8 protein-coding genes are annotated in these 8,916 nt (G+C 65.7%); 1 reads left to right on the top strand and 7 read right to left on the bottom strand.

Going from position 1 to position 8,916, the window contains the following annotated elements; all coding sequences use genetic code 11:
- The 5 genes from O7A60_RS25935 to O7A60_RS25915 all read right to left on the bottom strand — a co-directional run.
- Window positions 1-1,408, bottom strand: a 1,408-nt coding sequence (locus O7A60_RS25935; RefSeq protein WP_337108601.1) for a malate synthase G, incomplete at its 3' end; no start/stop codon positions are given.
- A 127-nt stretch (window positions 1,409-1,535) separates the two neighbouring features.
- Window positions 1,536-3,578, bottom strand: a complete 2,043-nt coding sequence (locus tag O7A60_RS25930) for a hydantoinase/oxoprolinase family protein (protein ID WP_337108600.1) — start codon at window positions 3,576-3,578, stop codon at window positions 1,536-1,538.
- A 191-nt stretch (window positions 3,579-3,769) separates the two neighbouring features.
- Entirely contained in the window at window positions 3,770-4,396 is a 627-nt protein-coding gene (locus tag O7A60_RS25925) for a CDGSH iron-sulfur domain-containing protein (RefSeq protein ID WP_337108599.1), read from the bottom strand.
- Window positions 4,397-4,505: 109 nt separating this feature from the next.
- Window positions 4,506-4,877 carry a hypothetical protein gene (locus O7A60_RS25920; RefSeq protein ID WP_140715639.1) on the bottom strand — a complete coding sequence of 124 codons (372 nt, stop codon included), beginning with the start codon at window positions 4,875-4,877 and terminating at the stop codon, window positions 4,506-4,508.
- A 117-nt stretch (window positions 4,878-4,994) separates the two neighbouring features.
- Window positions 4,995-5,234 carry a DUF1127 domain-containing protein gene (locus tag O7A60_RS25915; protein WP_140506988.1) on the bottom strand — a complete coding sequence of 80 codons (240 nt, stop codon included), beginning with the start codon at window positions 5,232-5,234 and terminating at the stop codon, window positions 4,995-4,997.
- 221 nt (window positions 5,235-5,455) lie between these two features.
- On the opposite strand from O7A60_RS25915, the gene O7A60_RS25910 reads away from it, so the two are divergent.
- Complete coding sequence (locus O7A60_RS25910) at window positions 5,456-6,976, top strand: winged helix-turn-helix domain-containing tetratricopeptide repeat protein (RefSeq protein ID WP_337108604.1); 1,521 nt, start codon at window positions 5,456-5,458, stop codon at window positions 6,974-6,976.
- A gap of 34 nt (window positions 6,977-7,010) precedes the next feature.
- On the opposite strand, the gene O7A60_RS25905 is transcribed toward O7A60_RS25910, so the two are convergent.
- Both O7A60_RS25905 and O7A60_RS25900 read right to left on the bottom strand, forming a co-directional pair.
- Window positions 7,011-7,367 (bottom strand): hypothetical protein, encoded by a 357-nt coding sequence (locus O7A60_RS25905; RefSeq protein ID WP_337108598.1) that lies wholly within the window; start codon window positions 7,365-7,367, stop codon window positions 7,011-7,013.
- Between the two features lie 50 nt (window positions 7,368-7,417).
- A complete protein-coding gene (locus tag O7A60_RS25900; protein ID WP_337108597.1) occupies window positions 7,418-8,905 on the bottom strand; it encodes a pyridoxal phosphate-dependent decarboxylase family protein in 1,488 nt (495 codons plus the stop codon).
- Between the last annotated feature and the right edge of the window lie 11 nt (window positions 8,906-8,916).

Genomic DNA, 8,916 nt, shown 5'->3' with positions numbered 1-8,916 from the left:
CTTCCATCGAGGTGTGGATCTCGTCGCCAGTGCGGTCGAGGAAGCCGGTGTTGATGAAGACAACGCGCTCCCTCGCGGCGCGGATCGCCTCCTTGAGATTGATCGTGGTGCGCCGCTCCTCGTCCATGATGCCCATCTTGATGGTGTTTTGGGCCATACCGAGCAGGGCTTCGACACGCTCGAAGATCTCGACAGCGAAGGCGACCTCCTCCGGCCCGTGCATCTTCGGCTTCACCACATACATCGAGCCGGCGCGGGAGTTCATCCGCCGCCCCTCCGGCCCGACGTCGTGAAGCGCGATCAAGGCCGTCATCGCCGCGTCCATGATGCCTTCCGGCACCTCGCTGCCGTCGCGGTCCAGGATCGCCGGATTGGTCATGAGGTGGCCGACATTGCGCACCAGCATCAACGAGCGGCCAGGCACGGCGAGCATGCCGCCGGCGGGCGCGGTCCAGGCGCGGTCGGGGTTGAGCTTGCGAATAAAACTCTTGCCGCCCTTGCTGATCTCCTCGGCTAGGTCGCCCTTCATCAGGCCGAGCCAGTTGCGGTAGACGACGACCTTGTCCTGCGCATCCACAGCCGCGACCGAATCCTCGCAGTCCTGGATCGTAGTCAACGCCGATTCCAGGATGACGTCGGCGATGCCGGCCGGATCGGTGCGGCCGATCTGGTTGGCGCGGTCGATCAGGATCTCGACGTGCAGCCCGTTTTTGATCAGGAGCACGGCTTGTGGATTGGCGGCGTCGCCGCGATAGCCGACGAATTGCCTGGGATCGGCCAGCGTCGTCGAGCCGGCGCCTTCGCCGACCTTCAGCGCGCCGTTGGCCACCGACAGCCCGTTCACCCCTGCCCATTTGCCAGTGGTGAGTGGCACCGACTGGTCGAGAAAATCCTTGGCCCAGGCGATCACCTTGGCGCCGCGCGCCGGGTTGAAGGTCTTGCCCTTCTCAGCGCCGTCCGTTTCAGGGATGGCGTCGGTGCCATAGAGAGCGTCATAGAGCGAGCCCCAGCGCGCATTGGCGGCATTCAGCGCATAGCGCGCGTTCATCACCGGCACGACGAGCTGCGGCCCGGCGACGACGGCGATTTCCGGGTCGACATTGTCGGTCGACACGCTGAAGGCCGGCCCTTCCGGAACGAGATAGCCGATCTCCTTCAGGAACACCTTGTAAGCGTCCATGTCGATTGGCGCGCCATTGTCGCGATACCAGCCGTCGAGCTTTTCCTGCATGGCATCGCGTTTTGCCAGCAGCGCCCGGTTCTTCGGCGCGAGATCATGGACAATGGCCGAGAAGCCGTTCCAGAAGCGCGCCGCTTCGATGCCGGTGCCGGGCAGCGCTTCGTCGACGACGAAGTCATGCAGCTCGCGGGCAATGCGCAATCCGGCGATCTCGATGCGATCGGTCATCAGGCTACTCCAGATGAAAGCTTTGCGGGGCGTTTGGCATGTTTGGGGTTGCGGGGTCAATTCAGCTTAGGGTGAAGGTGGGCGCGTCTTCCCTTCTCTCCCTGTGGGAGAAGGGAAGAATGCGCCCTCAAACCGCGATCCTTGGCCTGCCCGACGCCACCGCCACGACATGCGCTTCGATGAACATACGCTGGGCCTCCACCGTCGAGACCCGGAACTCGGTCGCCACGTCGATCTCGGCGCTGTCGGTGCCGGCATCAAGGGCCCGCTGGGCGACAATGGCGCGCACGTCGGCCTCGGCGGCTGCTATGGCCGCCGCCTCGTCGAGGAAATCGCGCACGGTCTCACCCGAAGCCAGGCGAAACAAACCCTCCTTGGGCTGGCTGACACGCGCCTCGGCCGAGACCCTGACCTGGCCGACGACGGCGCCAAGCGCGTTGGCGACATCGGTATCCCGGGGCACCACGCAATCGTTGCCGACCAAGGGCGCCAGGCCGGCGTAATGCAGGGGAGCCGAAGCGCCGAGCCCGATGACCGGACGGTCGAGCGCGACGCTGAGGCGGGCGATGCCGGGATGGGCGTCGACGGCGCGCTGCACCAGCGCGTGCGCCACGGTCGCCGCGCCATCGAGCCCGTCCTCGGCAAAGGCGGTTTCCAGGATGTATTCGGCCGACCAGCGCGTCAGCGTCACCAGCACCCGCTCCGAGATCGCTTCCGGGGAGGGCGCGATCGCCTGGCCACGGCCATCGCGCCTGCGGGCGAACAGTTCGGCGCCAAGGCGGGCAGCGGCGGCATCCCAGTTCGCCTGCTTGCCAAGCACATGCGCGGCGTCCGACGGCGTGAAGCCTGAGATATGCACCAGCCCGCGCGAGACCAGCCGGTTCAGCGTGGCATTCTGGGCATTCGAGGTCAGCAGCCTGTCGAGGGCAAGCGGCGTCGCGCCAATCGCCTCGTAGAGCTTCGCCTCCGGTGCGGTCAGCCCCGCGGCGAGCCGGTCCGGCACGCCGGTGCGGACCGCGAAGCGGCCGTCCATGCGGCCGGTGTTGGGGGCGCGCAACTGGCGTTCGAGTTCTGCCGTCACCGCCTCGCCATGCGCCATGCCGGCCAGCGCCAGCGGCACCAGGCGGCGCGGCCCGAGCAGGATCTTCGGATTGAGCGCGCCATCCTCCAGCGTCACCTCGGAATCGCCGCCGAGGCCGAAGGTGCGCATGGCCACCGCCTCGACCATGGTGCGGAAGCCGCCGACGGTGGCGCCTTCCGGATCGAGCCGCGGCCGGCCGCCATCGAGCACGGCGACATCCGTGGTGGTGCCGCCGATATCGGAGACCACCGCGTTGTCGAGCCCGGTCATGTGGCGGGCGCCGACCAGGCTGGCGGCGGGACCGGAGAGGATCGTCTCGATCGGCCGCTGGCGGGCAAACGCCGCCGAAACCAGCGCCCCATCGCCGCGCACCACCATCAGGGGAGCGGCAATGTTGCGCGCCTGAAGGAACCCCTCGGTCGCCGCCACCAGCCGGTCGACCATCGAGATCAGCCTGGCATTGAGCAGCGTGGTGAGCGCACGGCGTGGCCCGCCGAGCTTGGCCGACAATTCGTGGCTTGATGTGACCGGCAGGCCGGTCCTGTCGCGGATCAGCTCGCGGGCTGCGATCTCATGCGCGGGATTGCGGGTGGCGAAATAGGCGCAGACGGCGAAACCGGACACCGACGCGCCGAGTTCCGGCAGCATCGCCTCCAGCCCGGACAGGTCGAGTTTTGCCGCGTTGCCGTGCACATCATGGCCGCCCGGACAAAACACCACCGGGTCGGTGCCGAGTGCCGTCTTCAGCCCATCGCGGGCAAGATCGGCCTCGGAAAAGCCGATCATGACCAGCGCCACCCGGCCGCCCTGCCCCTCGACCAGCGCGTTGGTGGCGAGCGTCGTCGACATCGAGACCAGCTTGATGTCAGCCGGATCGGTGGCCGCCTTTTCCAACACCGCGTCGACGGCACCCGAAATGCCGACGGCCAGATCATGCCGCGTGGTCAGCGCCTTGGCCTTGGCCAGCACCTTGCCCTTGTTCGGCCCCTCTTGCGGACCTTCGGTCTCGGACCACAGCACGGCATCGGTGTAGGTGCCGCCGGTGTCTATGCCGAGGAAGAGAGGGGCGGGCTTGGTCTTGGCGGTCATTCTTTGGTGGATCCGGGACGGGAGGCGTTCTTTTCACCCCTGCCCTTAGCCGAAACGGGCCGGCCGATAAAGCAGCGTGAGATGGGCCACGGTGTCGTGAACCCACCGGAAGGTCGGTGCGCCGTCCCGCCAACGTATGTGGGGTTCCTCGTCGCCACGAGGGGGGAGATTGGCAGCGTCGACGCGCCGCCTTATCCGACAAACCCAACCTTCTTATGACTGCCATCGCAGAACGGTTTGTTCGCCGAGTGGCCGCAGCGGCACAGGAAGACCTTGGTGGCGCGGTCGACCGTGTGGCCGGTGCCGGTGACGATCTCGACATTGCCTTCGAGCTTGAGCGGGCCGTTGGTGGTAGGCGTCGCCTTCAGTGGGCCGTCACGGGCCTCCAGTGCGGGCGTGTCCTTCAGCGCCGGTTCGCCGGTGGCGGCAAAGCCCGCCCTGATGTGGCTGTTGTCGCAGAACGGCTTGTTCTGCGAGGCGCCGCAGCGGCAGAGCGTGGCGCGGAAGAATGTCTCGTCGCCAAGCACGATCTCGGCATGCACCGCCAGCGGACCGTTTTCGCGCAACCGCACGGTGTTGACCACAGGCGGTTTTTCCTGCGGTCCGCCATCCTTGCGCATATAGGTGATGGCGCCCGAGGGGCAATTCTCGGCCAGCGCGACGATCTTTTCGACGCTGGCCGCCTCGGGATGGATCCATTGTCCCGGCGCGTTGGGCACGAAGACATTTGGGTCGCCGAGCACGCAATTGCGCGAGTGGATGCAGCGTTTGCCGGAAAATCCGACGTCGATCTTGTCGCTTTCGACCATACCGGCCATTGGCGTGCTCCCTGTGTGCCTGGAGCACACCGCGCCTGAATGCACGCGGCGTGCCTTGGGTGTTTGGGCTATGGTCCCCAGCGGGAAACCCGTCAAGCTGGCAAACCGGTCAAGGGACCAGATCGATCTCCTCGGTCTCGCCGCCGCTGCAGGTATAGCAGCAATCCTCGCATTTTTCCTTGTTGCCGGGGCCGACGCCCCAATAGGTGCCTTCGTCGCCGTCGACCCAGGCGCCGTAGCAGATCGATTCGCCTTCATTGCAGGATATCGGCAGCTGCTTGGTCTCGCCGTCATCGAGATAGAAATCCTTGCCATCGCCGGGCCAGACATAGTCGCGGTCCTGGCTGTAGAGCTCGAGGCGCATGGCGTTGGGATGGCTGTTCTTGACGGCGAAGGTGACGTCGCCGGCTTGGGCGGTCGATACAAACAGGACGGCAAGCGAAAACGCGGCGGCGAGCCGGCGCGCTGATGTGAAAGACATGAAAACCCCCGATGTAGAATCGGCCCCCACGGCCGATGGGGGATCATGACATGACGCGGGCGGGCACTAAAGGGATGATGCCGGCAAATCCCGTCCAAATCATCGCGGCATTTCGCCTTATCGCTGCCAGAAGGGCAGTTTGGCGATTTCTTCCTCGACCTGTGGCGTCGTCAAACCGATGTCGTCGATCAGATGCGGACTGACCTCCGACATTCGCTTGAGGTCCCAGCGAAAGCGTGTCCGCTCGCGCCAGGCCGCTATGGTGTTTCGCAAGACCGCCAGGCGCCGACGCGGCGCTTGCTTGGGACTTGCGGGCTGCCGCACTGCCGGCGGAACCGAAACAAGGATATGGTTCATGACAACCTCCGTGGGGCCGGACTTCTAGGCCCTCGAGCTGAAAGAGGTTGCATTCTGCGGGACGCGAACGCCGCCGTAATTAAGGCCCGCCAAATAGTTCTCAAAAGTTCCAAACGGCGTCTAACTCTTTGTTTTCACGCAATTCCTCCAGGGAAAGCGCTGTGCGCTTCTCCGGGGCAAACCGCTTCGCACTTTTCCTGGAATTGCTCTATAGATGCGCCATGCAGGGAGAGCGCTTTGCCTTTGGCCCGTTCGTGCTCGATGCCGGTGCGGGAACGCTGCTCCGGAACGACGTCCCCGTGGCCATCGGCTATCGCGGGCTGAAGCTGCTCGCGGCGCTGGTCGCAAGGGCCGGCGAAATCCTTGAGAAGGCCGAACTCATGGATGCTGCGTGGCCCGGCACGGCCGTCGAGGAAGGCAACCTCACCGTCCAGATCGCGCAATTGCGCAAGCTGCTCGGTCCGCCCGGCATTGCGGGTGAAGGGGGCGGCGAATGGATCGCCACTGTTCCACGCGTCGGCTACCGCTTCACGGGAGCCGTCGAACAGCTCGCCGGCGCCAAGCGAAAACCGTTGCCGCTGCCTGACAAACCATCGATCGCGGTGCTGCCCTTCGTCAATTTCAGCAACGATGCCGGGCAGGACGCTTTCTGCGACGGCTTGACCGAAGACCTGATCACCGACCTGTCGAGGATCTCCGGCCTGTTCGTCATCGCGCGCAATTCGACCTTTGCCTACAAGGGAAGGGCGATGGATGTGCGCGAGATCGCCAGGGAACTTGGCGTCCGCTACCTGCTGGAGGGCATTGCGCGGCGTGACGCGGGGCGCGTGCGCATCAACGCACAGCTGGTCGACGCGGCGAGCGGCGACCATCTCTGGGCGGAACGCTTCGACCGCGGCCTGGACGATATCTTCGCCGTCCAGGACGAGGTGACCGCCAAGATCGTGGAGGCGTTGCTCGGCCGGCTGCGCGCGCCGCCGCCACGCAACCGGCCCACCAATCTCGATGCCTACGATCTGTGCGTGCGGGCGCGCAAGCTGATCGACGATTCGCCGCAGACGGCACGGGAAGCGCATCTGATGCTGACGCGCGCGGTTGCGCTCGACCCCGACTACGCCGAGGCCTATCGCTGGCTCGCCATGAACCACTGGATGGGATGGGTGCACTGGGGCGAGCCGATCGACCCCAACCGCCGCATTGCCCTGGACCTGGCGCGCAAGGCGGTCGCGATCGATCCGAACGATGCCGGCTGCCACTGGGTGCTCGGCAATTTGCTTGCCTATGAGCATGATTTCGCCGAGTCGGATGCCGAATTCGCCAGGGCGTTCGAACTCGACCCCAACGAGGCCGATGCCTGGGCGACATTGTCCGACATAACGACGCTCGCCGGGCGGGTGGAGGAGGGCCTGCAGCAGATCCGCAAGGCGTTCCGGCTGAACCCGTTCCCGGCAAGCTGGTACTATCTGACGCTCGGCCAGGCGCAATATGCGGCGCGCGACTACGCTGCCGCCGTCGAGACGCTGCGCCGGGACGAGACCTACCGCACCAGCTCACGCCGCTTCCTTGCGGCAAGCCTTGCGCAACTTGGCCGGCTCGACGAAGCGCGCGCGGAGGTCGAGCTGTTCCTCGTCGGCAACCCGCATTTCACGACCCGCCACTGGGTGATGACCGAGCCGTTCCGCGACGACGCGACGCGTGAGCATTTCATCGAGGGCTTCCACAAGGCCGGCCTTCCGGACTGACGCGCCGGAATGACCGCCTGCACTGGATCCCCGATCACGGCACCAGGTCGATCGTCTCGGTCGTGTGCTCCACGCAGATGAAACAGCAGGTATCGCAGGGCTGGTCGTTGTCTGGCCCGACGCCGGCGGAAATCTTGTCGTTCCCATCGACCCAGGCGCCATAGCAGATGTGCTCACCCTGGTTGCACGAAAGCGGCACCGATTTCTGCGAGCCCGGCTCGACAAGGAACACCTTGTCATTGCCAGGCCAGACGGTCTCACGGTCGCGGCTGAACAGCTCGACCGCGACCGCCTCCTTGCGCAGGTTCTTGACGAAAAAGGCCATGTCGGCGGCATCGGCCGAATTGGCCAGGACCAGTGCCGCCAGCGCAACCATGCGAAACAGCGTCACCGCCGACCTCCCCGAATCATTCGCGAGCAGGTTCGCACGGCCGCCCGGAACTAGGAAGACACGCGGCCCTCCGCAGTGATCTCACGCCCCAGCCTGACCACTTCACGCGCCAGCAGATCGAGATCGTCGCGGCGGGTGCGATGATTGGTGATCGCCACACGCAGCCAGTGCTCGCCATGCACGGTGGTATCGGAGAGTGCCGCGATGCCTTGCTCCTGCAGCCGCAGCATGATCTCGGTGTTGAGCGCCTTCAGTGCTTCGCCCGCCAAACCGGGCTGGTAGCGGAAGCAGACGATGTTGATGGTCGGCGCTGCCGCCAGTTCCAGCAAAGGCTCGGCCTCGATCAGCCCGGCCAGATAGGAGACCTGCGCGATGTTCTGGTCGATCAGGCGGCCGAATTTTTCGACGCCATGCTCCTTCAGCGCCATCCACACTTTCAGGGCGCGAAAGCCGCGCGAGGTCTGCAGGCCATAGTCGTGCAGCCATTCGCCGGATGCGAGGCCGCGCGGCGTCGATTCCAGGTATTCCGGCGTCACCGCGAAGGTCCGGCGGTGCGCTGTGGCATCCCTGACCAGGGCACAGCCGACCTCGAACGGCGCGTGCAGCCATTTGTGCGGATCGAGTGCGATCGAATCGGCCCATTCGATGCCGGCAATGCGGTGGGCGTTTTGCGGCGCGATCGCGATCAGCGCGCCAATACAGCCATCGACATGAAACCAGAGTCTTTCCTCGTGCGCGAGTTTGGCAAGCGCCCTGAGATCGTCGATCGCACCGGTGTTGACCGTACCGGCATTGCCGATGACGCAGGCCGGCGTGACGCCGGCTGCCCGGTCCTCGGCGATCGCCGCGCGCAAGGCCGATGTGTCGATGCGCAGCCCGGCATCCGTCGCGATCCGGCGCAGCGCCCGGTTGCCGAGCCCGAGCGCTTCCATCGCCTTGCGATGGCAGGAATGGATCTGGTCCGAGCCGTAGAAGCGCAGCGGTTTTTCGATGGCGGCGACGCCGTGTTCGCGCACATCGATGCCGGCCTTGACATTGCGCGCCACGGTCAGCCCGATGATATTGGCCATCGAGCCGCCGCTGACCAGCGTGCCGGAGGCCGATGCCGGAAAGCCCAGCATCTGCTTGCACCAGTTCACCACCTGGTTGTCCATCAGCCCGGCGGCGTGGTTGCCGCCGCCGAGATTGGAGCCCTGGATCGCCGCCAGGAAATCGCCGAGCGCGCCGGTGAAGTTGCTCGACCCCATGTACCAGGACCAGAAGCGCGGATGGATGTTGCCCATGGGATAGGACATCACGGTGCGCGAGACCTCGCCGTAGACGGCGGCAAGCGGTGCCGGCGAGCGCGGCAACGGGGCGGTGAAGAAGTCCCGCACATCGGCCGGCATCTCCCGCCACACCGGGCGGTCGCGCACGTCGCGCAGATAATCGACGGCATCGTCGACGACCCGGTGCGACAAGGCCTGCACATCGGCCCAGTCGGCGGGGTCAAGCGTTTCCTCGGCCACCATGCCGACGGTGTCTCGCGCGATGTCCATGACTGCCTCCG

The organism is Mesorhizobium salmacidum (SeqCode) (genome assembly GCF_037179605.1).
GTDB lineage: Bacteria > Pseudomonadota > Alphaproteobacteria > Rhizobiales > Rhizobiaceae > Mesorhizobium > Mesorhizobium salmacidum.
Note: the sequence above shows the minus strand (reverse complement) of the source record. Positions and strands in the feature narration are given on the sequence as shown.

Bases quoted from the DNA above. Each gene is read 5' to 3' on its own strand.
- O7A60_RS25925 (WP_337108599.1), bottom strand. From the start codon at position 4,396: ATGGCCGGTATGGTCGAAAGCGACAAGATCGACGTCGGATTTTCCGGC.
- O7A60_RS25920 (WP_140715639.1), bottom strand. From the start codon at position 4,877: ATGTCTTTCACATCAGCGCGCCGGCTCGCCGCCGCGTTTTCGCTTGCC.
- O7A60_RS25915 (WP_140506988.1), bottom strand. From the start codon at position 5,234: ATGAACCATATCCTTGTTTCGGTTCCGCCGGCAGTGCGGCAGCCCGCA.
- O7A60_RS25900 (WP_337108597.1), bottom strand. From the start codon at position 8,905: ATGGACATCGCGCGAGACACCGTCGGCATGGTGGCCGAGGAAACGCTT.
- O7A60_RS25910 (WP_337108604.1), top strand. From the start codon at position 5,456: ATGCAGGGAGAGCGCTTTGCCTTTGGCCCGTTCGTGCTCGATGCCGGT.
- O7A60_RS25930 (WP_337108600.1), bottom strand. From the start codon at position 3,578: ATGACCGCCAAGACCAAGCCCGCCCCTCTCTTCCTCGGCATAGACACC.